Here is a 22,182-nt window from a genome sequence, read left to right as displayed (position 1 = left end):
TGGAAGATCGATCAATCTAATAAAAAATCGTAACAGATATATGCAGATCAATTTCAATAATTGGTATGAAGAAGGATGCCGTAGCCTACCTTGTCACGAGGAGGAGAGGCGATATCGAGCATCAACGAGAGGTTCTTGAGCAATTTTGCAAATACCGCTTTACCATCAATACGGTTTTCAACGATCATCGCGCCGCCAGTACCCCGCCCAGAAAACGGGACGGATACAATGCCATGCTCCAATACTGCCGTGAACATATGGCGCAGTTCGTCATATTTCTCAGCCTCTCCGATATCGCAAGGAACCCTGAAAATGGAATAGATGAGATCCACTCCCTGATTTCCGAGGGTTTCGTTCCTTTTTTCGCAAAAAATGATTTTATTGGGTATGTTGACAACCCAGAACTCAGAACAGAAGCAATCGGACATTTCGTTGAATATATGGGCACCTACGCCGAACGGGTCAGGAAGGCACAGTCCACCTCCCCGCGCCAGGAGTCGCGCACGAAGGGTGCGATCGGACGGCCGAAGGCCCTGAACGAGGGGCAGATCGAGGCGTTGATCACGGTGCGCCGTTCGGGAACCAGCATCTCGCAAATCTGCCGCATGTTCAATGTGAGTCGGAGCACGGTCTCAAAGATCCTGACCGATTACCCCGAGCTGAAGGGGGAATGGAAGGGCAGGCGGCAGGACGCCGAAGAGGCAGGGAGCGAGTGAACCTCGGGGGTGCTATCAGTTCCGACGGTACATCCCTGCCGGCACCTCTATCTCGAAGCGCGCCCCTTCCCCCTCGGCACCGTTCTCCTTGATGGAGAAACCGGTGATCAAGAGCACCTCCCGGACCAGGAATAACCCGAGTCCGGTGTTCCTCCCGACACCGCGTCTGAATATCTTTTCCTTGTCGGCATCAGGAATGCCGGCGCCATCGTCCTCCACGATGACGCGGAGACAGTTCTCCTGCGGTTCGCAGGCGACACGGATATGTTTCACATCGCCGCCATGGCGGAGGGCGTTGTCATAGAAGTTAAAGAAGACCTTTTCAAGCATGGGGTCGGCATAGACTGAATAGCCGTCGGCATCAACCGTGAGGTCGGTGCCGTTGAGGTTGGCGAGCGCCCCGGCCCGTTTCGCCACCTCGGAGAGCGTCTGCCACTCGGGAAGGCGTGCACCGAGTTCCTGGTAACTCTTCATGAAGGCGATATGGCCGATGATCCGGTCGATGGCTGCCTGCTGCTGGTTGAAAAATGGTTGTAAGGCCGGATCTGCGATTGAATCGACGAGGATATCCTGGTAGCCCTGGATCACGGTGAGCTGATTCAGGATGTCGTGGCGGGTGATGCTCCCGAGGAGGGAGAGCTTGGAGTTCATCTGCCTGAGCGTCTCCTCGGTCTGTTTGATGTGATCGATGCTGTGAATCACCGTCTCGACCGCGACCAGCGTCCCCTTGCTGTCATACTCCGGGATCACGTACTCTTCTGCCCAGATGTAGTGACCATCCCTGTGACGGTAGCGGTACTGCAACGGTCTGTTCACATGCTGTTCCGGGTGTCGCTGCATGTCCATGAACCGTTCCCGGTCTTCGGGATGGATAACTTTCAGGCCGAAGAACGGATCACGGAACACCTCTTCTCTGGAGTAACCAATGAATTCCTCCCATGAGGGGCTGAGATAGTCGACGTTTGGCGGACCGTCGGGCTGCATCACAAGCCGCATCGAGACGTCCTTTGTCCCCTCGACAAAGGACCTGAACCGTGTCACACTCTCCTGGAGGCGTTTCTCGGCACGGCCGCGGAGATAGATCTCGGCAAATGTGTCGGCGAGGATGTGGAAGATGGCGATTTCGTCCTCGTCCCATTCCCGTTCCCCGAGAATGGAATGAAACAGGAGGAACCCATAGGGCCGATCGTTCCTGGTGATGGGCTGGCAGAATGTCGACCTGACATTGAAATGCTCCAGGATCTCCCGTTCGGCCGCCGCCTGGGGCGGGAGGTCCGCGGTCCGGGAGATCCGGAACGGCCGCGATGTCTGCAGCTGCTCCATCCACCAGGGGTGGTCGCCGGTCATGAGGCAAACCGCCACCTCCCGCGCCGGTGGCAACCCCTCGAGACACCACTCATAGACTACCTCGACACCCCGCTGTTCGGTGTCCAGCCAGAAGAGGTGGGCGGCATCGGCACCGATCACCCCGCATATGGACCCGAGGGCAGCGGTGAATCCCTCCTCCATCTGTTCGCTCTTAAGGTTCAGCAGGCGGGTGGAGATGCTGCTGACCATCACCTCCATCTCTGCCCTCCTGCGAAGCCGCATCTCCAGGTGTTTCTGGTCGGTGATGTCGATGCAGGAGACGATCCCTGCGGTCTTCCCCCTGAAGAGCGCCTTTTTACCCACCACACGCACCCAGCGCTCCATACCGTCACGCCTGATCACCGGGAGTTCATGGACGTGCTGGGGGTTCTCGCCGAAGAGATCGTCCCTGATGATACGGGCGAGGGCGTCCCATCTCTCTTCCGGGATAAAATCAAAGAGGCTCACCTCCTCAAAGTTATCGACCGGGTCGCACCCCATGATCTTCAGGGCGGCACCATTGGCAAACACGATCCTGAGAGTTTCGGCGTCGAGCACGAACATGCCGTCCAGGGTGGTGTCGAAGATCGTCCGGTAGGCCTCCTCGCTCTGCCGCAGAAGAGTTTCCATTCTCTTCTGCTCCGAGATGTCCCTGGCGATGACAAGGGCCATCCACTCTTCGTCCTTCTGGATACCTGAGATCGTCACCTCGACCGGAAAGGTGTCGCCGCCATTTCGCCGCCCTTCCATGCGGTGCGCACATGCGGTCAGGGGACTGGTTCCTGTCGTCATGAGCTCTTTCCGCTGCTTCCTGAAGCGTTCGACGTCTCCCTCCCCATTCTGGATGCATTCCTGCAGTCTGCGGCAACCGATCTCCTGAAACGAGAAACCGAACATCCGCTCCGCCGCCGGGTTCCAGTAGTGCACCCGGTCCTGCCCGTCGGCGATGATGATGGCGTCCTGTGCACGTTCTGCAATCGCCTTGAATTTTTCCTGGTTCTCGATGAGAATCTGGTTGGTCTGGAACCAGATGACCACTCTGCCGATGGTCTCGGATACATTGTTGAGAATCCGGTATTCTTCCGGTGCCCATCTTCGTCCGGGACAGGCGCTCTCGATCCCGAAAAAACCCCAGAATGTGCCTTTAATCATGATCGGGACGAGGAGGATCGATGCGTGCCCATATTCTGCCAGCCATGCTGCCTCATCGACCGGGAGAGTGTCGATTGCCCCTTCGACGCTCTCGCCGCCCTGGAATATCTGCTGCCAGCGCAGGGGGTAGGAGTGGGCGACGGCCATTTTCGGCTGGAAGGTCTGGATCTCTGATCCGCCCTCCTTCTGGTTCCAGGTGATCAGGGCGGCGGCCGACGGCTGGTGTTCGCCCACGTCCATCTCCTTCCAGAGGTGCGCCCGACCCACCGTGAGGGTTCCGGTGATCTGGCCGATGGCATCTGAAATCATTTTGATGCTGTCTTCACCTGTAAGGATGTCATTGCTGCCTGCGATGATCCTGAGCACCCGTTCGCCGAAGGCCATGGAGTCGCTGATGGTCCTGATCTCGGTGATGTCCCGGGCCACCGCCTGGTAGGCACAGATGTTTCCGTCGGGATCGAAGAACGCCCGGTCTGAGGAGCGTATCCAGCGTATCCGCCCATCGGCGAGCTGGATGCGGTGGGTGATCTCCCGCACCGGTATCTCGGGCGAGAGCGAGTGCAGGTGTTCCTGCACGAGGCGCCGCTCCTCGGGCAGCGGCAGTGCGTTCATCCGGTTCTCCTCTGTGCTCCGGGGTTCTATGCCAAAAAATGCACAGAACGCCGGGTTTGCGTATGTGATCCGTCCGTCCGGGAGAAAACGGGCGATCATCTCGTTCTGGTCTTCGACGATGCTCCTGAACCGGTGTTCTGATTCCTGGTGGGCGATTTCCGCCGTGCGGCGTCGGTGCGACTGCTGGATCAGGTTTCTGAGCTCTACAAACTGGGTCGAGGTGTCAGCGCTTTTCTGGAGATAGTAGTCGGCACCGCTGTTCAATGCCTCGATCGCCACGTCTTCCCTGCTCTTTCCGGTGAAGAGAATGAAGGGGATGAAGTTCTCGCGTGCCCTGAGTTCCTTGAGGAATGCGATGCCGTCCATCCCCGGCATCTGGTAGTCCGAGACGATGGCGTCATAGGTGCCCCTGGCGATCAGGTCAAGTGCCGCCGCTGCATCGGGTGCAGTTGTGACCCTGATCCCTCCATCGATCTCGAGAAATGCCGTTGCGATCTCTGAGAGGTGGGGTTCGTCATCGACATAGAGGACCGATATCATCCCAGTCTGCCCCTGCCGCCGGCGCCCTCCGGGGAACGGGGGGCCGGCGGCGTCTAATTTCTCAGGATGCAGCAATCATATTTATAGATTATTATGTTTATTTTGTGTGTTAATCGCTAAAAATATCTTAAAATGAGTTATTGTGGTCCAAATCAGAAAATTGAGCCAATATCATCTTTTATCGCAGACGGGGATGGATCCCCTCTGCATCTCTCAAAAAATGGGGCCCCTGAGGGGCTTACATGTCTATCTGGGCGAGGGCGTCGTAGACCATCTGCCGGTAGGCCGCCAGATCGACGCGGTAGCGCTCCTGCGCCTTTTTTCTGTCGTCCTTCTTTACCTGGTCTTCCTCGTCATCCTCTGGAGTCTCGAGGGCGTCGATGCGCCGGACCGTCTCTTCGGCGGCGTCCAGGACCCAGCAGTCCCGCATCTCCCGGTCCACGACGGTCACCGATTCGGCCCGGATCGAGACGAAGACCCGTCCGTCGGGAGCGTCATAGACGTTCGGTTTGCCGACCACAGCAACAAATGCCGGTGGATCGATCCGGGAGACCTGGGTCATTGCCTCGCCCTGGTACGAACTTGCCGTCACATAGAAGGTGCCGGTGGGGTCGACGACCCGCACCGAGTAGAAGATGTTCTGCTCGCCGCGTTTCTCCTTCTGGGTCATCGAACCCACGAAGAACACCCGGTTGCAGCGCTCGCCGGTCGGCAGCAGCACATAGGTCGGGCTCTTCTCGTCCTCGCCGTCCTTGAAGTGGTGGGTGGCCTCCCGCAGTTCGGCCGCAAACACCCGGCGGGCGGGCTCGCGCTCATAGCGCGGTGTGATTGCTCGTTCAGCTGGCATTCATCTCACCTCCGAGATGGTTGAGGAGGGCGGCATGCCGCTCACGATCAGGTCCGAGGGGTCTGCACTCCCTGACGAGCAGGGTATCCCCCAGGTCGCTGCCGGTGCAGGCATAGTAGCGCCCCATCATCCCGTCGCGCAGACGGTAGAAGACATCGTCCATGCCGAGCGGGCTCTCGGTCGCCATCTTCACCGCCTCATCGAGGCTGAGGCCGCTGAGGGCCTCGACGGCCTCGCGCTGCATCAGGATATTGTGTGCCTTCTGCCCGTCATCGAGCACGGCCTTGATCCGCAGGTCGTACCTGAAGTCTGTCTGGATCTCGTGGACCGTGCAGTAGTTCCGCTTCGAGAGGACGCGGTTGCACCCCTCCACCGGACAGCGCTTGATCAGGCCCGAACCCGGGCCGACATTCACGATTGCGCCGGAAATAGTCGTGCCGCCGGTCCCGACCTCGAGGGTGGCGCCCTCCTCTGCGAGGAGCATCGCCCCGTTGAGGGTGATGGAGAGGCGCCCCTGGTACTCGTCGACGGTTGCATAATAGATGGTATAGACCGTGTTCGGGCTGAGGGGTTCGACCCCCTCCTCCTTCCAGATGGTGAACTTCGTTGTGCCTGACTCGTCGCCGACGATGCCGGTCTGGAGGATCCGCTCGTGCCGGTTTTCCCACTCCTGGACCATCTTCACCCTGACGCTGGCGACGCCCGGGGCAAGGTCCCGCACCGGGATCACGGCAGGGACGATCGGGGTGTCGCTCTCGATCCCGGTCAGGCTCGTCTCCTCGCCGATGCTCAGCCGTTGCGCCCCCCTGAACTGGCCGACCGAGGCGTTTTCAATCCTATACCACCGCCCGTACTCCATCTTCGGGGCGCCGGCACTTGCCCATGCCACAAAGGTCATGGCGCCCTCCGGGTAGGCGATGATCCCGCTCTGGGCGATGGATGGGCTGCCCGGCGTGGTGAGGGCGACCACCTTGCCGGTGATGCTCTCTTTTTTGAGCGTACCGGCGGGGCCTGAGGCGACCTCGATCTCGCCACTGTCCACAGAATAGTTGGCGGTGTTGAGGGTGATGGAGAGGCGCCCCTGGTATTCTTCGACGGTTGCAAAACGGATTGCGTAGACGGTATCGGGGGCGAGGGGCGTTTTGCCCTCTTCCTTCCAGATGGTGAACTTTATTCTGCCGCTCTCGTCGCCGACAAGCCCGGTCTGGAGGATCCGCTCGTGTCGGTTTTCCCATTCCTGGACCATCTTCACCCTGACGCTGGCGATTCCGGGCCTGAGATCATCAACGTTTATATACGCGGGTGTGACCGGAGCCCTGTCCTCGATGGGTGTGATCGTGGTGCCCTGGTGGAGGTTCACCTTGGGGACGCCGCGGTACTCGTCCACCACCGCCGATTCAAAGCGATACCACTGACCTGCCTCGAGGGGTTCATGCCCGGCACGCGCCCACATCGTGAACTGAATCGCTCCCGAGGCGTCGGCGATGACCCCGCTCTGGGCGATCGCATCGGTCGGCGGGATGGTGATCGAGACCACCTGACCCTCGATCGTCACCCATTCGCCGGTCACCAGTCCCCCGATCTCCCGTTCCGTCGTTGTCTGGGTGGGGGAGAGGGAGAGGTTGTACTGCCTGCCGAGGTCTGCGGTCACCGTGCGTTCGGCCTCAGGGAGGTTCACCCCGAACTCCTCGACAAGGGTCTGCAGTTTTCGCATTACGAGGGCCGGATCGACCTCCACGTTCTGGGTCTGGAATTTCCGGGAGATTCTTTCTGCTGCTTCGTTCAGGTCCATATAGATCTCCAGATGAGCGTCAGTGACAGCGGGATATATAGCCATAGGGTGGGCGGTGTGAAAGTGTCGGCCCCCTTCATATCTTATATACTTCGGGGGCTAATACGGTTGATATGGCGATCACCGCTGAAAGTACAATTCTGGAGCTCCTCCAGGAAAAACCGGAATCTGCAGATGTCCTGATGCGTTTTGGCATGGGCTGCCTCGGATGTGCGATCGGCCGTGGAGAGAGCATCCGCCAGGCGGCGGCGGCACACGGGATCCCGCTCGAGGAACTCCTCGGGGCGCTCGGCATTTCCGAACAGTAACCCTTTTTTCCTCGTATCGGTGTTTCCCGCCGGAGGGCGGAGCGGCATTTCTTCACCGTCACCGGCAGTTCTGTATCCTGTCCTGCCCCGTGCTCTGGCGAGGGTGAATCCTGAAAATCCTCTCTATGTCTGCCTGATCTCCGGTCAGGCCGCGGGTGGATCCGGCACCGTTGTTTCACCCTCGCCGACCCGCTCCGTTTTTGCAGCCTTTATCAGGTGCTTCATCTGTCGGGCTGCCCCGGTCACGTCCTCCTGCCCGACGACGGCGGAGATTACGGCGATGCCGTCGGCACCTGCGGCGACCACCTCCGCCACATTCGCCGGTGTGATCCCGCCGATCGCCACAAGCGGGACGGTGACCGAGGAGCGGATCGCCCGCAGCACTGCAAGCCCCTGCCCCGGTCCCGCATCGCTCTTGGAGTCCGTCGAGAAGGTCGGGCTGAGGGCAACATAATCGGCACCCGCCGCCTCTGCCGCCACCGCCTCGGCGACGTTCCCGACCGAGACCCCGATGATGAATCCCGGCGGGGCGATCGCCCGCACCGCCGCCGGGGTGATGTCCTCCTGACCGAGATGAACGCCGTCGGCATCGGCCGCCAGGGCAAGATCCGGGTGATCGTTCACGATGAAGAGGGCGCCCGCCTCCCGGGTGACCTCCCGGATCGCCCGCCCCGCCTGCAGCAGGTCGGCGATGTCCATCTCTTTGTCCCTGAGCTGGACGACGTCCGCCCCGCCGGCAACGGCATGGCGGACCTGCTCGATATGGGATCGGCCGCGGCCGATCCGTGCATCGGTGACGACATAGAGGTCGTAGCCCATCAGGCGGCCTCCAGCCGCGCACCGCCCGCCAGGTCTTCGGGCGTGAGGGCATAGAGTTCGTCGAAGAGCCCTGTCCTGAAGGAATATGGTCCTCTGGCCGCGGCGGCGCCCCTCTCCCCCGCAAGCCCGAAGGCACACAGCGCTGCGGCGGCCCCGGAGAGGGGATCGTCGGCGACGGCGACAAAACAGCCGACCACCGACGAGGCCATGCAGCCGGTGCCGGAGAGGCGGTCCATCAGGGGATCGCCGTTTTGCACCAGCACGCACCGCTCGCCATCGGTGACGACGTCCACTATGCCGGTCATCGCCACCACCGTCCCGGTCGCCCGGGCGCAGGTGCGGGCGGTCTCGACGGCGTCGCCGTCACACCCGCCCGAGTCCACGCCCCGCACCGTCCCGCCGGTCCCGGCGAGCACCCCGATCTCTCCGGCATTCCCCTTCAGGACGGCAACCTCCACCTCCTCAAGGATCCTGAGCACGCTCTCGGTCCGCAGGGCGGTCGCCCCGGCACCCACGGGATCGAGAATGACAGGCACGCCGCATTCGTTTGCCCGTCTGCCCGCCCTGAGCATCGACTCCACCTGGGCCGGGTCCAGGGTCCCGATGTTCAGCACCAGCGCACCGGCCGCCGCCGCCATCTCTGCCGACTCTTCGGCGGCCCCGGCCATCACCGGGGCGCCGCCGGCGCAGATGGTGATGTTGGCGCAGTCATTGATCGTCACGGTGTTGGTGATGTGGTGCACGAGCGGTCGTTTCTCCCTGACCAGCCCGAGGAGTGCGGCAGATGTCTGTGCGTCCATGATACTCTCCGCGTGGGGGCACATCCGTGCCCCTGCTGCAGGATCTGTTGGTCGGCTGAGGTGAAGAGGTCTTGCGATGGGGCCGGTGCCGTCGCCTCTCAGAGTGACGCAATTCGAAAAAAGGGATCTGCCCCGGTCCGGGCCCTGATATTTTCCTTCAGGCCCCTGACCGCTTCGTATCCAGTGTTGCCCTGAGCTTTTTCAGCTCGTCGAGGGACGCCTCGGGATTCTGTTTGTAATAGTCGGCAACCTCCGGGATGTGGAGGAGAGTGCAGCGGCTGCAGCTCCAGACCTGCCCGCCCGAGGAACTCTCCACCCAGTGGCCCAGATCGCCGTCCCTGCATGGGTAATAGGGGCAGTAACAGAAATCGCAGACCTGTCCGGGGAAATGGCAGGGATAATAGGGGCACCCCTCGGGTTGCCACTCCACCCAGTGATCGCCGTTGTAGCGGCTGAAGATGAAATACGACGGCCCTGTGTCCTCCACCCGCCCCTCCTGCCGGTCGAGCGCCGCCGCGACCCCCCTGAGCACGGCGGCATAGATGCGCATCCCGGCGGCGGTGAGGGGGCCGGCATATTCGTGGACGACCTCCCCCTCGGAGGCGGCAATCACGGCGTCGGTCGTCGTGCCGGTGAAGGTCCGACCGAGGTCGCGGAGCGCCCGGGTCTTTGCCTCGGTGACGGTGATGATCGCCCCCAGCAGTGCGGCGTCGGAAAAGCCCTCCCGCGAGGTGACGATGATATTGATCGTATGGGGAACGGCGGGGTCAGGGTTGGGGTTGGTGACGCCGGCCGTCACGAACACCGTGATGAAGTCGTACTGCAGGATGCAGAGATGGCGCATCGGCACCGCCGTCAGCAGCCCGAATGCGTCCTCCCCCATGCCTGCGGCATCGGTGATCTCCCGCAGGTGGCGGGAGGGATCGGCGTGCCCGAAGTGTTCAGGGACTGTATGGTTGAGCAGGGTCGAGACCGTGCCCAGACCGCCGTTGACACCGGTGCTCGCCGCCCTGAACGAGCCGCGGACAAACAGGGTGTCGGCGCTGTAATAGTATCTCATGCAACGGTATAGCGGACGCGGTCCTTGAGTTCCTGCTGTTTGCCGGCGTTCCAGCCCGAAACATCCTGCAGGTATCCGGTGACGCGGCTGATCTGGCTGACATCGTGGCAGCCGCACTCCGGGCAGACCGCCGCACCGCAGAGGGGGCAGTACTCGATCCCGGAGACGACCTCGTGGGAACAGTGGGTGTGGTCGAGGGGGCACATGATCTCCAGTTCGGTCTCCCCGCAGACCGGGCAGGGCGTGGCGTCCACCACATGGTTGCAGGTGTGGCACTTATAGCGCCGCTCCTCCACCGGGATGTCTTCAAGCCGTTTGTATTTCTGTGCCAGCGCACGCTGCTCCTCGGTCCACTGCATGCATACAGATCCCGGCCCAAAATATAAATGTGCATTGGATTGCGCATATTTCTGGGACGGAATGGCGGGTCGATGCGATGCCGTTCCGGTCACGGTGAGAACCTATTTGTATCATCTCCTCGCATCTGTGGTTATGCATTATCCAGCCCGACGCATGCCGCCGCTTCTTCTGGCATGCGTCCTGCTCTGTATCTGCGTCGTATCGCCTGCGGCGGCGGGATGGGCCGGATCGACCGGCCTGAACCTCCCGCCGATCGGCGGTGATAACGGCAACCTCTCCGGCAATGGCTCGGTCTTCGGGAGTAGTGGCGCCGATCCTGCGCCTTCTCTCCCGGCGGCCCCGGATCCGTCCGACTATGATGCGATGGCGGCCTATCTGGTGGAACAGGCGCGCCTGTCCATGAGTGGATCGGCCGCCGGTGCACAGGACGTGATGGTCACCATCTATTCGGTGATCACCGATCCCGACCTCGCCGATCCCGACTATCTGGGCCGGGAGAAGGTGGTGAAGGTGGACGTGATCCTGAACTCCTCCCGCGGCACGCTGGGGGACACGCTCTGGGCCTATGAGGTCGACGCCACCAGGATTGCAGAGACCCTCTTCGATGGCGATCAGAAGGGGCGGACCGCCTGTGTTGCAGTCTTTTTCAGGGAGAAGGCGGGAGGAGATCCGCTGATGAAACTGGTCCTGGACGCAAAGACCGCTGCCGTATTCGATCAGTCATGGGACGGCACCTCCTATATCAGGCTGAAGCACTGGTCTGACGCCGCCGTCAGCAGCAGATACCGGGGTGTTGGATTTGAGGACCCGTCGTCGGCGATGGTTCCCGGACAGGAGATCGTTACGACAGTGGCGGTGCCTTGTGACGAGGAGGCGTTCAGGAATGCCGTGATCGATGCAACGGCCGATATCGCAGCGACGGCGAGTGAGATGTCAATCCAGTCCATCGATCAGGATTACGGGGCGGTAGCGGCGTCCGCCCTCGCCCTGACAACGTCCGCCCGCACCTATGAGGAAGAATTCTCGGCCTATGATGTCCCGGATAGCTATGAAGGCCTGAAGGACGAGTTCATTGCCGCCCTCGATTGTTATGTGGACGCCGGTTCGGCGATCTGGTACGGCGCCACCTTCACCGACGGCGCCGCCATCGAACTCGGGAACGAATACCTGGTCGAGGGGCAGGACGCCCTGAACGGAGTGCTCGGCGGGCTGAACCTCCGGCAGGTCGAGGACTCAACCCTCACCCTCCAGTCCACCGACCTCTATCCGGACGCCCTCGACCTCGGCGAACCCTACCGCTTCGTGGACAGCCGCGAAGTGAACAAGATCTCCGTGCGTCCCCGCTCCTACACCTCCTGGGGGAGTTATACTCTCGGCACCGGTGAGGACGCCGTCGAGGTCCGCGCCCCCTACGGCAGAGAGTATCTCTTCGTGCTCGTGGAGGTCAACCATATCGGGTATTATGGCGGCGGCAGTTCGAGATACCGCACCCCGAAACCAACCGATTTCACGCTGATCACCGGCGGCGATGAATATACCCCCTCCCAGCCGTCCGGATATGTCCGGGGTGTCGGTTCGGTCTATATCTCTGATTATGTTGATAAATCAGATTTTAGCACCGGTTATCTCGTATTCGAGGTCCCGGAATCCTTCGACCCGGAGGATACCTATCTGAGGGCGAAGATCACCGGGATCGGCACGCCGATCTGGAAACTCTCTGAATAACTTTTTTCTCTCTCCTGGTCAGGATCTGCACAACCGGGATGAAATCGGCTTTTTTCCGGTGGTGGCGGGTGGTGTCGCCCCTCCTTAATTTGATAGGGAGGGGTCGTCCCCTCACGGTCCATCCTCTTGTAGGACAGATCACCGGAAAGGCGCCGGCTGTTGCCTGCATGTACGTGCGAAGACTTCAAAATCGAGATGTACCGGGGGGTCCCGGCACCGGTGCCTCAGAAGACTCATAGGGTTCGTCACCGCCCCCCTACGGGGCTCGGAACGATTGATTATCTCATCATCGGCGGTAGGGTGCATATGCCCGCGCCGCCGCCGCCGGGTCTTCTGCACCATAGATGGAGCGCCCGACGATCATGCCGTCGACGAGGGCTGCGATCGCCGCCGGGTCGCCGCCCTGCGCCCCGATGCCCGGGGAAAGGATCTTCTTCGTCCCGACCTGCTCCCGCAGGGCACGCACCCGTTCCGGGCGGGTGGCCGGGGCGATGATCCCGTCCGCCCCGGTCTCGGCGACGATGGCGCAGAGGCGTTCGGGGACGCCCTCAGAGAAGAAGGTGCGGGCGCCGGGATGACTCATCTCGGCGACCACATAACACTCACCGCCGGCAGCACGGGCGGCATCGACGCAGGCAAGCACCGAGTCCGGTCCCGGAAAGCCCTGGGCGATCACGGCGGAAAAACCGGCCGCAAACACCTGTTCGCAGATCAGGGTGTTGGTGTTCGGGATGTCGGCCACCTTGAAGTCGGCGATGAGCGGGAGGCCCAGTTCGGCGAGGTCATGTGCGATCCCGAGTCCGGCGGCGAGCACCAGCGGGTAGCCGACCTTGATCGCATCCGCCTCGGGAGCGACGGCGGCGGCGATGCGGAGCGCTTCACTGCGGTCGGTGACATCCAGGGAGAGGATCAGGTCAGTCATGCTCCAGCCTCTCCAGCACGGCGGCGGTGATCAGGGGCAGGTTGATGGTGGCGTCCCCGTAGACCGTGATCGCCGCGGCGTCCTCGTTGATCTTCCCCCAGGACTGCGCCTCGGTGAGGGTAGCGCCCGAGAGTCCCCCCAGGTCCGGGCGGTCACCGGTGAGCTGGACGGCATAGTCAAAGCCCGATGGGGTGATGAGTTTGCTCTGGAAGATGAAGTTCTTCGGCACCCCGCCGCCCACAAGGAAGGCGCCGGCATGCTCGGCGGCATAGCAGCGGTCGATGATCTCCCGCATGTCGCCGAAGGCGTCGACGGTGATCCCGTGCATCTGGTTGTAGACCCAGAACTGCAACCCGAGCATCGAGTCCTGGACCGCCGGGCAGAAGACCGGGACGTCATACCTCGCCGCCGTCGCCAGGATCCCGCTCTCCAGGCGCTCGCCGATGTGGCGGAGGAGCCCGGAGATCGAAACCGTCGAGCGGTCCGGTATATCGGAGAGGCAGTCCTGCATGAACTCCTCCAGGCGGACGAAGGCCTCGTCCGGAAGGAAGATGTCGTAGATCCGGTTGATCTCCTCGTGCCGCAGTTCGACATCGTCACAGACAGCGCTGCCCCGGTAGTGGTGGCAGCCGATCGCCTCGATGGTGTCGTGGGTGAGGTTGGCGCCGGTGGAGACCAGGATGTCGATATGCCCCCTCTCGATGAGATCGCTGACGATCCCGCCCATTCCGGCCGGGACCATCGCACCCGCGAGCCCGAAGAAATTCGTCGACGCCTCATCCCTGAGCATCGTCTCGTAGATGTCGGTCGCCCGGGCAAGCGCCCCGCCGTTGTATGCCCCTGCCCCAGCGATTGCACGCACAAGGGCATCGGCCGTCATGTCCGGGGCGGGCTTAAGTTGCCTGACCGGTTCTGCGCATTCTTCCCTGTTGGATTCCATTGAGCACCAGTTAGGTGTACTCTCTTGTGCTCCCATTCATTAACAGTTGTGAAGGTGGTATTCCTCCGGGTATTTCAGCCGATCCCTGTCATCTGCTTGCAGCGCCCCTGGATATTCAGGCGCACCACCGGTACGTTTCCATGGAATCGATGCGCGAGGATCGCCGGAGATACAAAAAATAGGTGGATATGTTTCACTTGAAGTAGACGCCGACGTCGCGCATCTTACTGAAGCGTGCGATATTGATGACGAGTGGGGTGATGGCCTCGATGTATGGCGAGACCGCCAGGGGGCCGGCATCCAGGGACTTCAGTTCTGAGACCGATTCGACCAGCTCCATGACCGTCTTCTTGGCGTCGTCAAAGTCCGAGCAGACACAGACCGAATAGTCAAGGGGCTCTGAGAGTTTCTGCCATTTTCCGGCCGGAATATTGTTGAAGGCGGCGACGACCTTTGAGTCGGGCAGGAGTTTCTGGAGTTTGAGGGCCGCCGATCCCTCCGCAGGGGGATCGTACCTGAAGTAGTCGGTCCTGACCATCGGGTTCATCAGGCTGATGACGGTCTTGCCCTCGAGCCCGGTAAGGCCCTTGATTGTCTGTTCAAGGTTCTCGGCCGGGATCGAGAAGACAACGATATCTGATTCGTCCACAACGCCCTGGTTGGTTGTCGGGAGCAGGTCGAAGGGGAGGCCGAGCACCTTGAGGGCATACTCGCAGAGTTCGCAGGCGGCCTGGGCCTTCTCCTCGATGCGAGATCCGATGAGTACGGAGTGGTTCTGTGATAGCCGCAATGCCATCCCCTGACCGATGCCGCCGGTGCCGCCGATGATTCCCACTTTCATGCTCTGCCTATCTACCCGGAAGATATTGTATTTTGTGCCGGAGTGCGGGATCACCTCTCTTTAATGGAGGTTTCAATCGGATCCAGGGGTAGAGGGGTGTCCCTCTGGTCCAGGCCCTCCCTGACCTGCGGTCTGGAGAGATGGCGCCTCGCCACCGGCGGAACCTCGAACCAGCCCTTCTGCACGGACCTGGGCCTGAGGGAGGTCTCCGGTTCCTGTGCCCGTGCCCCGCATTTTCGGCACTTATACCCCTTCTCCCTCCCGGCCGAGGTCATCCGGCTTCCACAGGTCGGGCATAACGGCGGTCTGTATATTGTATCCTCTGAAAGGGTGTCAATGCGGATCTTTTCCAGGTTGAGTGCTCCATGCCTGCAGCTCCCGCAGGCGAGCACGGTGTCGCCAGGCACCAGCCCTCGTACAACCTCCCTGAACCCTTTTGTCGGTTCAAAGGCCATGCAGGCGAGATGTTTGTCCCCGTCTTCAAGGAGGGCTCTGACATGCCCCCCTTCACCGGTCGACGCCCGTTCCGCCACCCGTCCGCGGACTCGGTAGGAGCGTCCCTCCAGGAGGGTCCCGATCTCCCCGTCGATCAGGTGGGCGTCGGTGCCCTGGTTGGTGATCCAGACTGTCAGGCGTTCGGGCTCCTCGGCCCGGATCATCGATCCGGCCTCCTGCACCCATGCCGCCGACTCCCCCCTGATCCCGTAGAGCACGGGGTCCGGGGTGTGGGGCACACAGACGACGACACCGTTTTGCCGGTCCACTGAGTCCCAGGTGTGGGGGTAGGTCGCCGCCTCGGCGGCAAAGACGGATGAGCGTTCCACTGCACGCCGTGTCCCCCAGCATTCCGGCCGGCGATAGGCCAGTAGTTCCCAGGTCCGGTCGGGAAGTTCACTTGCAACACCTGCCGTCGCCCCGATCAGCCCCCGTCCGTTCTTCCAGCCGCGGTAGAGGGCGGCGCTCTCCTCCAGCAGGTCGCAGGCCTCCTCGATCGAACAGAAATGGCGGACGGCCTTCCAGTAGAATGCGGGGTCGGGCCGCTCTTCGACCACCACCAGCCCCGGATTGGTGTTCTCGCAGGAAAGATCGGCGAACTCGTCGATGGCGGCGGCGGCGATCCCGAACGCTCTCTCCGGATCGCCCCGCGCCTCGATGCACACCGTCGCATTCCCCCGCGTCTTGTAGGGAGCGTTCGGGTTCAGGCGCACAAGGCGCATCTCGACTACCTCCATTCCGCCCTCGCGCAACCGTTCCCCGAGCACGGCCCCGAGGTAGGTCGTGCACATCCCGGCCGGGGAGTCGGTGTCGTCGATCCCGATGAACATAAAGCGATTATTTATTAGGGTGTCCTCCTATATCCACCTTTAACGAGTGGTCATGTCCCAGGAGCACCTTCTTGATATGGTTGTCAGCGTGATGCTGACGGCTGGATATGACGTTTCCGAACGGTGTAGCATGCGCCCCAGGTCGTTTGACCTCATCGCCGGGAACGGCAGGGTTCTTCTGGTCATCAAGGTCGTCTCCCATATCGATTCTGTCTCTGAGGAGATCGCACGGGACATGGACATCATCGCCCGCCACATGCGTGCCTCTCCCATGATCATCGGCGACCGGGCCCGTGATTCCGATCTTGAGCGGGGCACCGTGTATGTGCGCTATGGCATCTATGCGATCAGTCCGGCCACTCTCTATGACTTTCTCGTCGAGGAGGTGCCGCCCCTCATCTATGCCCAGCCCGGCGGGCTGTATGTGAATATCAATGGCGGTGTGCTGAAGGGGCTGCGTGAACGCCACCAGCTCTCTCTCGGTGATCTTGCCCGCCACCTGGGGGTCTCACGACGGACGATCTCGAAGTACGAGGACGGCATGAGCACCTCACTTGAGGTCGCCATCGAGCTCGAAGAGATCTTTGACGAGGCGGTGGTGGAGTCGATCGACCTGCTTTCGTACTCTCCGTCCTCGGAACGAGAGGAGCAAGTTCCCCATTCTGATTTCATTCCTGATTTCGATCGTATCGGGGTTGAAGTCCACCAGATGCGCCGCGCTCCATTTCAGGCGCTTGCAATGGCCGAAGATGAGATGATCCTTGCCTGTTACGGGACGGCCCAGCGGATCGTCAAGCGAGCGGCCCTGATCGGCAACATCTCTCAGGTGACCCGAACTCATGCGATCTGTGTCATATCCGACTCCAGGAAGAAGAAGAGGATTGGAAAGACGCTGGTTGTCGGAGAGGTGCATCTGAGCGGTCTTGAGGATAGCTCCGACCTCATCGAGATGATCAACCACTGATAAATTTTATATAGAACTACAAACCTACTTTTTTACGCTAATTTATACGGTGATATGCAATGTCTCAGCAACTGGGAGGACAACCAATCCTTATTCTGAAAGAAGGGAGCTCCCGCACCCGCGGGCGTGACGCACAGAGCATCAACATCGCCGCAGCCAAGGCCGTCGCCTCGGCTGTGCGCACGACGCTCGGCCCGAAGGGCATGGACAAGATGCTCGTCGACACCATCGGTGACGTCGTCATCACGAACGACGGTGTGACCATTCTCAAGGAGATGGACATCGAGCACCCGGCCGCCAAGATGATGGTCGAGGTCGCCAAGACGCAGGACGACGAGGTCGGCGACGGCACCACCACCGCAGTCGTTGTGGCCGGCGAACTCCTCAAGCGCTCCGAGGACCTCCTCGAGCAGGACGTTCACCCCACGGTGATCGCACAGGGCTACCGCCTGGCCGCCGAGAAGGCGATCGAACTTGTCAGGGACCTTGCCATCGACATCAAGCCCGACGACGTTGAGGCGCTCAAGAAGATCGCCGGCACCGCCATGACCGGCAAGGGCGCCGAGGCCTCCAAGGACAAACTCTGTGACCTCATCGTCAAGGCCGTCACGATGGTCGCCGACGAGGACGGCACCGTCGACACCGACTACGTCAAGATCGAGAAGAAGGTCGGCGGCACCATCGAGGACTCGGAGATCATCGAGGGTATGCTCATCGACAAGGAGCGTGTCCACCCGGCCATGCCGAAGACGGTCAACGACGCAAAGATCCTGCTCCTGAACGCCGCCGTCGAGTTCAAGAAGACCGAGGTCGACGCCGAGATCAACATCACGAGCCCCGACCAGCTCCAGATGTTCCTGGATGAGGAGGAGCGGATGATCCGCGCCATCGTCGACAAGATCGTCGCCTCCGGTGCGAACGTTCTCTTCTGCCAGAAGGGCATCGACGACATCGCCCAGCACTACCTGGCCAAGGCCGGCATCTTCGCCACCCGCCGTGTGAAGAAGAGCGACATGGAGAAGCTCGCCCGCGCCACCGGCGCCTCCCTGGTCTCCTCCATCGACGCCATCTCCGGTGACGAACTCGGGTTCGCCGGTATCGTCGAGGAGCGCAAGGTTTCCGGCGAGGACATGATCTTCGTCGAGCAGTGCAAGAACCCCAAGGCGGTCTCGATCATCATCAAGGGCGGCACCGAGCATGTCGTCGACGAGCTGGACCGCGCCATCGAGGACGCCCTCCGCGTTGTCGAGGTTGCCATCCGCGACAGGAAGTTCGTGGCCGGCGGCGGTTCCCCCGAGGTCGAGCTCTCCCTGCGTCTGCGGGAGTACGCCGCCACCGTCGGCGGACGTGCACAGCTCGCCATCGAGGCCTTTGCAAACGCCCTCGAGATCATCCCGAGAACCCTGGCCGAGAACGCCGGTCTCGACCCGATCGACACCCTGGTCGACCTCCGTGCGGCCCACGAGCAGGGTCAGAAGACCGCCGGTCTCGACGTCTACTCCGGCAAGGCCGGCGACATGCTCGAGAAGGGCGTTGTCGAGCCCCTGCGCGTTAAGACCCAGGCGATCAGCTCCGCCGCCGAAGCGGCCGTGATGATCCTCAGGATCGACGACGTCATTGCATCCTCCAGGTCCGCCGGCCCCTCACCCGAGGAGATGGCGGCAATGGGCGGCGGCATGGGCGGCGGTATGGGCGGCATGCCCCCCATGATGTAATCTCAAAAATACTATCCCGCCCCCTCCAGGGGCATCTTTTTTTGGGCCGTTGTTCTCTCGTATCGCTGTATATCCTGTCGCACCAACCTGCGGGTGCGCCTCTGCCGCGGCTGAACGGATCCGGTAGGACCGTATCGTCGTCCTGATCGCTGGCGGGAATAGTCCTCTGTTCAGGAGCGTGCCGCCTCCTGGACGACTGCATCGATGGTGGGGGTCGGTGCCCGCCGCCGGTTCTGAAGGCGGCATCTGCTCATGAATGCCGCATGGTGTGCTGCCTGAAAAAAGAGGGGGGATCAGACCGCGTATGCGTTCAGCTGCTCGAGGATCTTCTGGACGTCAATCCAGATGACCAGGTTCTTCACTTCGCCCTTGTCCTTATCCTTATCGCCGTTCTTATCGAGGCCGATCTTGATGATGCCCTTCACAAACGCATCGCGGGCAATCGAGTCGTCCATCCGCTCGACATCATTCTCTGAGACCTGCATCACCGAGAGCACATCGTCCACGATTATCCCCACGTTGGAGCCCCCTGCCGCCTCCGGGACCAGGATGATGATCTTCTGACGCTCCGCCTCGCCTGCCCGGGCGATCCCGAGGAGGGTGGATAGGTCCATCACGGTCGTGATCTCGCCGCGGAGGTTGATGATCCCGGCGATGTGGGGGGGTGCCCGGGGCACCGGGGTGATCGGGACCATCTCCACAATCTCGCGTGCAAGGGATATGTCGAGGGCGTAGTGCTCGTCTGCAACCTCAAATTCCACTACGTCTACATTTTCCACATTGTTCACCTTATTCAAGCCTGAAACGTCCAATGCTCTCCTTCATCTCTCCAGCCATCTCTGCGACCTCCTCTGAGGCGCTGCCGACCTCTTCGGCAGATGCCGAGACTTCTTCGGCGAGGGCGGCCATGTCCTCGATCCGGTTCATCGTCTCCTTGGTCATCCTGGTGGTCACCTCCATCCTCTCCATCACGCGGTTGGTGGAGGTCGCCTGATCGTCGGTTGCCCGTGCGATCTCGGTGACGTTCTCGTGCGCCTCCTTGGAGGCGCCGATGATCCGGTTCAGGGCCTCGATGGTGCGGTTGACCGAGAGAATGCCGGCCTCGATCTCGTTGAATGCCGCCTGGAGATCCCGGGCCGTCTTCTCGCTCTTCTCCTGGATGCTGCCGATCAGGTCGCCGATATGGTTGGTGGCGTTCTTCGACTCGCCGGCCAGATTCCTGACCTCTCCGGCAACGACGGCGAAGCCCCGCCCGTGCTCGCCAGCCCTGGCCGCCTCGATGGCGGCGTTCAGCGCCAGCAGGTTTGTCTGGCTGGAGATGTCATTGATGAGTTTGACGATCTTGGAGATCTCCTGCATCTCCTCTTTCAGCCGTGAAAATTCCTCGACGCCCTCCCTCGTAATGGTTTCGACCTGCTGCATCTTGACGGCGGCCTCCCTGCCGATGACCTCGGCTTCGTCACCGATCCGAACGGCGGCCTCTGTACCGTCGAGGACACCCTGTGCCGTGCTGGCGATCTCCTCGATCGATGCCGAGAGGTCGGACATGGCGCGGGCGACCTCCTCAAGGTTCTCGAGCTGCTGTTTGGCGTTGTCGGCGGTCTGCTGGCTCTTCTGTGCAACCTCCTCGATCGCCCGCGAGATGTCGGCGGCACTGCGACTGGTGTCCTGCGTGCTCTCCTGGACCCTGTTGCCGACCGCTGCGATCTCGTTGAGCACCGTCTTGATGCTGTCGCGCGAATGGCGGTAGTTGAGCTTGAGGTCGCGGATGGGGTCGTCGTCCCTGATCTCCACGAAGGCGGTGAGATCGCCGGTTGCCATCTCGTCCATCGCCCTCTTCAGCTCTTCGGCGCTGGCGGCGAGAAGGGCGCCCTTTTCCTGTGCCTCCTTCTCCTTCTCAACCAGGACGGTGTTGTCCTGGTAGATGTAGTAGTTGACGTCGATCTCGCCGTCTTCGTCGAGGATGGGCACCTGGAAGAGGCGGAGGTAGGAGGTCGTGTTATCCTCCCATGCGACCTCCATATCCGAGATCGCCATCTGCTTTGTCTCGAAGGAGGCGTAGAAGTCGTCTCCCGAGGTCTTGATATTGAAGTCGTAGAGTTTTTTGGCCATCAGTTCGTCGTAGGTTCCGCGCCAGACACGCTCGTACTCCTTGTTAAGGTCGAGGCGGTGCTTGTCCGCTGCGAGCACCGTGATCGCCTGTGGGTTGTACTTCAGGAAGGCGTCTGCACGGCGCTGCAGTGCCTGGATCTCCTTCAGCTCCTGCTTCTGCTCGGTGAGATCCTGGTAGATGTAGTAGTTGACGTCGATCTCGCCGTCGTCATCAAGGATGGGCACCTGGAAGAGGCGGAGGTAGGTGGTAGTGCCGTCCTCCCATGCGATCTCCAGATCAGAGATTGCCATCTTTTTCGTCTCGAAAGAGGCGTAGAAGTCGTCTCCCGAGGTCTTGATATTGAAGTCGTAGAGTTTTTTGGCCATCAGTTCGTCGTAGGTTCCGCGCCAGACACGCTCGTATTCCTTGTTGAGGTCGAGGCGGTGCTTGTCCGAAGCGAGCACGGCGATTGCCTGGGGGTTGAATTTTACAAATGCTTCAGCCCTTTTTTTCAGGCGTTCGGCCTCCTTTTGCTCTTCTTCACGCCTCTGCATCTCTTCGATGACCTGGTTCACCATCCGGCCGAGGGACTTGAAATCCTCGTCCAGAAGGTCGATGCTGCATCGGGCCGAATAATCGCCGTCAAGTGCTCTCTGGAATACTGTTTCGATTTTTTCATGGTGTGCTGTCATTTCTGAACCCTCTGGTGTGTCGCTGGTGTCGTGGTGATCTCTTTGACTTCCTGATAATATAGTGTATCTATTTCAATTCTGGAAAAATACAACTGCAAAAATTAAATCGGCCCTGTATTTTTGTTTGATGTCTGTTATTTCGGGCAATTCGGTTTTCTGCCCCGCCAGGGCCAGCAGGTAATTATTTATTCTCCTCTTTGAGAGGAGAATGCATGAGTGAGCGTTTTATCTTCACGAAATATCGCACCGTCTGCTACAACTGTCACCAGGAGGCCGACCAGGTGATCAAGGCCGTTTCCTCACAGGCGCAGGTGGAGTGCGACAACTGCGGTGCCACGCGGATCTTCGTGCCCCGTCTGGAGGACGTCAGAGACGAGGGCACCTTTACCCCGATCAGCTGCTACGACATCTGGAACCTGGAGGCAACGGCGGCGTGCAAGAACTGTGGTGTCGAGGGTCCGCACGACCTGATCATCGGCTGCAACCAGTTCACGACGCGGTGCAATAACTGCGGATACACACATTTCTATAAGTTCAACCTCGAGTATGTGGCGAAGTGCCCGATCGAGAAGAGCGGGGAGTGAACCGCGGCAGCTGCCCCTGTCGTTGAACG

The 22,182-nt window shown here is 61.0% G+C and carries 19 protein-coding genes; 6 read left to right on the top strand and 13 right to left on the bottom strand.

The window, feature by feature from the left end; translation table 11 throughout:
* The first annotated feature begins 65 nt into the window (after nt 1-65).
* Nucleotides 66-716: a recombinase family protein gene (locus tag CUJ86_RS01095; RefSeq protein WP_130645721.1), complete on the top strand. Its 651-nt coding sequence runs from the start codon at nt 66-68 to the stop codon at nt 714-716.
* A 15-nt stretch (nt 717-731) separates the two neighbouring features.
* Here the strand turns inward: CUJ86_RS01095 and CUJ86_RS01090 are convergent, their stop codons facing one another.
* The 3 genes from CUJ86_RS01090 to CUJ86_RS01080 form a co-directional block, all read right to left on the bottom strand.
* On the bottom strand, nt 732-4,367 hold the full coding sequence (locus CUJ86_RS01090; RefSeq protein ID WP_130645720.1) for a PAS domain S-box protein: 3,636 nt from the start codon (nt 4,365-4,367) through the stop codon (nt 732-734).
* Between the two features lie 238 nt (nt 4,368-4,605).
* Nucleotides 4,606-5,214, bottom strand: a complete 609-nt coding sequence (locus CUJ86_RS01085) for an RPA family protein (RefSeq protein ID WP_207231367.1) — start codon at nt 5,212-5,214, stop codon at nt 4,606-4,608.
* Nucleotides 5,204-7,006 carry a hypothetical protein gene (locus tag CUJ86_RS01080; protein WP_130645719.1) on the bottom strand — a complete coding sequence of 601 codons (1,803 nt, stop codon included), beginning with the start codon at nt 7,004-7,006 and terminating at the stop codon, nt 5,204-5,206. Before CUJ86_RS01080 ends, CUJ86_RS01085 begins: the two co-directional genes overlap by 11 nt.
* Before the next feature lie 113 nt (nt 7,007-7,119).
* Between CUJ86_RS01080 and CUJ86_RS01075 the strand changes: the two genes are divergently transcribed.
* Nucleotides 7,120-7,314 carry a DUF1858 domain-containing protein gene (locus tag CUJ86_RS01075; protein WP_130645718.1) on the top strand — a complete coding sequence of 65 codons (195 nt, stop codon included), beginning with the start codon at nt 7,120-7,122 and terminating at the stop codon, nt 7,312-7,314.
* A gap of 144 nt (nt 7,315-7,458) precedes the next feature.
* Here CUJ86_RS01075 and thiE read toward each other — a convergent pair whose 3' ends face one another.
* The 4 genes from thiE to nrdD form a co-directional block, all read right to left on the bottom strand.
* The gene (thiE, locus tag CUJ86_RS01070; protein WP_130645717.1) at nt 7,459-8,133 is read right to left on the bottom strand and encodes a thiamine phosphate synthase; all 675 of its coding nucleotides are present in this window, start codon (nt 8,131-8,133) and stop codon (nt 7,459-7,461) included.
* A complete protein-coding gene (gene thiM / locus CUJ86_RS01065; RefSeq protein ID WP_130645716.1) occupies nt 8,133-8,933 on the bottom strand; it encodes a hydroxyethylthiazole kinase in 801 nt (266 codons plus the stop codon). Before thiM ends, thiE begins: the two co-directional genes overlap by 1 nt.
* 157 nt (nt 8,934-9,090) lie before the next feature.
* A complete protein-coding gene (locus CUJ86_RS01060; RefSeq protein WP_130645715.1) occupies nt 9,091-9,993 on the bottom strand; it encodes an adenosylcobinamide amidohydrolase in 903 nt (300 codons plus the stop codon).
* Complete coding sequence (nrdD, locus tag CUJ86_RS01055) at nt 9,990-10,445, bottom strand: anaerobic ribonucleoside-triphosphate reductase (protein ID WP_268878232.1); 456 nt, start codon at nt 10,443-10,445, stop codon at nt 9,990-9,992. Before nrdD ends, CUJ86_RS01060 begins: the two co-directional genes overlap by 4 nt.
* Nucleotides 10,446-10,485: 40 nt before the next feature.
* Here nrdD and CUJ86_RS01050 point away from each other — a divergent pair, with 40 nt between their 5' ends.
* The gene (locus tag CUJ86_RS01050) at nt 10,486-12,078 is read left to right on the top strand and encodes a hypothetical protein (protein ID WP_130645713.1); all 1,593 of its coding nucleotides are present in this window, start codon (nt 10,486-10,488) and stop codon (nt 12,076-12,078) included.
* A 286-nt stretch (nt 12,079-12,364) separates the two neighbouring features.
* Here CUJ86_RS01050 and pyrF read toward each other — a convergent pair whose 3' ends face one another.
* From pyrF to CUJ86_RS01030, 4 genes are all read right to left on the bottom strand, one after another.
* Nucleotides 12,365-13,000 (bottom strand): orotidine-5'-phosphate decarboxylase, encoded by a 636-nt coding sequence (pyrF, locus tag CUJ86_RS01045; RefSeq protein WP_130645712.1) that lies wholly within the window; start codon nt 12,998-13,000, stop codon nt 12,365-12,367.
* Nucleotides 12,993-13,940: a deoxyhypusine synthase gene (locus CUJ86_RS01040; protein ID WP_130645711.1), complete on the bottom strand. Its 948-nt coding sequence runs from the start codon at nt 13,938-13,940 to the stop codon at nt 12,993-12,995. The genes pyrF and CUJ86_RS01040 overlap by 8 nt, the downstream gene beginning before the upstream one ends.
* Nucleotides 13,941-14,133: 193 nt before the next feature.
* Nucleotides 14,134-14,781, bottom strand: a complete 648-nt coding sequence (npdG, locus tag CUJ86_RS01035; protein ID WP_130645710.1) for an NADPH-dependent F420 reductase — start codon at nt 14,779-14,781, stop codon at nt 14,134-14,136.
* 50 nt (nt 14,782-14,831) lie between these two features.
* Nucleotides 14,832-16,106, bottom strand: a complete 1,275-nt coding sequence (locus tag CUJ86_RS01030; protein WP_130645709.1) for a tRNA(Ile)(2)-agmatinylcytidine synthase — start codon at nt 16,104-16,106, stop codon at nt 14,832-14,834.
* 52 nt (nt 16,107-16,158) lie between these two features.
* Between CUJ86_RS01030 and CUJ86_RS01025 the strand changes: the two genes are divergently transcribed.
* Together CUJ86_RS01025 and thsA are read left to right on the top strand one after the other, a co-directional pair.
* Nucleotides 16,159-17,070, top strand: coding sequence for a transcriptional regulator (locus CUJ86_RS01025; RefSeq protein ID WP_130645708.1), 912 nt, complete (start codon nt 16,159-16,161; stop codon nt 17,068-17,070).
* 59 nt (nt 17,071-17,129) lie between these two features.
* Nucleotides 17,130-18,785: a thermosome subunit alpha gene (gene thsA / locus CUJ86_RS01020; RefSeq protein ID WP_130645707.1), complete on the top strand. Its 1,656-nt coding sequence runs from the start codon at nt 17,130-17,132 to the stop codon at nt 18,783-18,785.
* A gap of 293 nt (nt 18,786-19,078) precedes the next feature.
* Here the strand turns inward: thsA and CUJ86_RS01015 are convergent, their stop codons facing one another.
* Both CUJ86_RS01015 and CUJ86_RS01010 read right to left on the bottom strand, forming a co-directional pair.
* Entirely contained in the window at nt 19,079-19,564 is a 486-nt protein-coding gene (locus CUJ86_RS01015; RefSeq protein ID WP_130645706.1) for a chemotaxis protein CheW, read from the bottom strand.
* 10 nt (nt 19,565-19,574) lie between these two features.
* Nucleotides 19,575-21,569: a methyl-accepting chemotaxis protein gene (locus CUJ86_RS01010; protein WP_130645705.1), complete on the bottom strand. Its 1,995-nt coding sequence runs from the start codon at nt 21,567-21,569 to the stop codon at nt 19,575-19,577.
* Between the two features lie 212 nt (nt 21,570-21,781).
* On the opposite strand from CUJ86_RS01010, the gene CUJ86_RS01005 reads away from it, so the two are divergent.
* Complete coding sequence (locus CUJ86_RS01005) at nt 21,782-22,153, top strand: hypothetical protein (protein ID WP_130645704.1); 372 nt, start codon at nt 21,782-21,784, stop codon at nt 22,151-22,153.
* Nucleotides 22,154-22,182 lie beyond the last annotated feature (29 nt).

The sequence above is a fragment of the Methanofollis fontis genome (assembly GCF_004297185.1).
Taxonomy (GTDB): domain Archaea; phylum Halobacteriota; class Methanomicrobia; order Methanomicrobiales; family Methanofollaceae; genus Methanofollis; species Methanofollis fontis.
This window is presented reverse-complemented; position numbering and strand designations above follow the sequence as displayed.

Excerpts from the sequence above, each read along its gene's own strand:
- CUJ86_RS01030 (WP_130645709.1), bottom strand. The coding sequence starts at position 16,106 with ATGTTCATCGGGATCGACGACACCGACTCCCCGGCCGGGATGTGCACG.
- CUJ86_RS01095 (WP_130645721.1), top strand. The coding sequence starts at position 66 with ATGAAGAAGGATGCCGTAGCCTACCTTGTCACGAGGAGGAGAGGCGAT.
- CUJ86_RS01085 (WP_207231367.1), bottom strand. The coding sequence starts at position 5,214 with ATGCCAGCTGAACGAGCAATCACACCGCGCTATGAGCGCGAGCCCGCC.
- CUJ86_RS01005 (WP_130645704.1), top strand. The coding sequence starts at position 21,782 with ATGAGTGAGCGTTTTATCTTCACGAAATATCGCACCGTCTGCTACAAC.
- CUJ86_RS01050 (WP_130645713.1), top strand. The coding sequence starts at position 10,486 with ATGCATTATCCAGCCCGACGCATGCCGCCGCTTCTTCTGGCATGCGTC.
- thsA (WP_130645707.1), top strand. The coding sequence starts at position 17,130 with ATGTCTCAGCAACTGGGAGGACAACCAATCCTTATTCTGAAAGAAGGG.
- CUJ86_RS01025 (WP_130645708.1), top strand. The coding sequence starts at position 16,159 with ATGTCCCAGGAGCACCTTCTTGATATGGTTGTCAGCGTGATGCTGACG.
- CUJ86_RS01060 (WP_130645715.1), bottom strand. The coding sequence starts at position 9,993 with ATGAGATACTATTACAGCGCCGACACCCTGTTTGTCCGCGGCTCGTTC.
- CUJ86_RS01010 (WP_130645705.1), bottom strand. The coding sequence starts at position 21,569 with ATGACAGCACACCATGAAAAAATCGAAACAGTATTCCAGAGAGCACTT.
- thiM (WP_130645716.1), bottom strand. The coding sequence starts at position 8,933 with ATGGACGCACAGACATCTGCCGCACTCCTCGGGCTGGTCAGGGAGAAA.
- thiE (WP_130645717.1), bottom strand. The coding sequence starts at position 8,133 with ATGGGCTACGACCTCTATGTCGTCACCGATGCACGGATCGGCCGCGGC.
- CUJ86_RS01080 (WP_130645719.1), bottom strand. The coding sequence starts at position 7,006 with ATGGACCTGAACGAAGCAGCAGAAAGAATCTCCCGGAAATTCCAGACC.
- CUJ86_RS01040 (WP_130645711.1), bottom strand. The coding sequence starts at position 13,940 with ATGGAATCCAACAGGGAAGAATGCGCAGAACCGGTCAGGCAACTTAAG.
- npdG (WP_130645710.1), bottom strand. The coding sequence starts at position 14,781 with ATGAAAGTGGGAATCATCGGCGGCACCGGCGGCATCGGTCAGGGGATG.
- pyrF (WP_130645712.1), bottom strand. The coding sequence starts at position 13,000 with ATGACTGACCTGATCCTCTCCCTGGATGTCACCGACCGCAGTGAAGCG.
- CUJ86_RS01075 (WP_130645718.1), top strand. The coding sequence starts at position 7,120 with ATGGCGATCACCGCTGAAAGTACAATTCTGGAGCTCCTCCAGGAAAAA.
- CUJ86_RS01090 (WP_130645720.1), bottom strand. The coding sequence starts at position 4,367 with ATGATATCGGTCCTCTATGTCGATGACGAACCCCACCTCTCAGAGATC.